We start from the raw sequence: 250 nt of genomic DNA, 5'->3' as shown, positions 1-250 counted from the left end.
TACACTTGATCTCTAGGCCGCATCATCAAATGTGTATAAGTGCCAGTGGTTCTTCTTTGCGCGTTTGCGCAGATCGGCGAGCAGCCCCTGCACCTCCTTCTCGCTGTAGTTGTAGATGACATCGTTCGCCTTGCGCCCGGCGTTCTGCACGATCTCCCGAGGCAGCGGCGGACCCGGGGCGTAGACCCGGCCCGCCTCGAGCATGGGTCGCATGTACCGGAAGAAGAGCGTCAGCAGCAGGGTCCGGATG

At 60.8% G+C, this 250-nt stretch carries 1 protein-coding gene; it reads right to left on the bottom strand.

Translation table 11 applies throughout. The features are described 5' to 3' along the window. Positions 1-12 precede the first annotated feature (12 nt). On the bottom strand, positions 13-250 hold a 238-nt coding region (locus tag AMS67_RS17670), incomplete at its 5' end, for a hypothetical protein (RefSeq protein ID WP_241488082.1).

The sequence above is a fragment of the Leucobacter japonicus genome, from assembly GCF_001273855.1.
Lineage (GTDB): Bacteria > Actinomycetota > Actinomycetes > Actinomycetales > Microbacteriaceae > Leucobacter > Leucobacter japonicus.
Note: the sequence above shows the minus strand (reverse complement) of the source record. Positions and strands in the feature narration are given on the sequence as shown.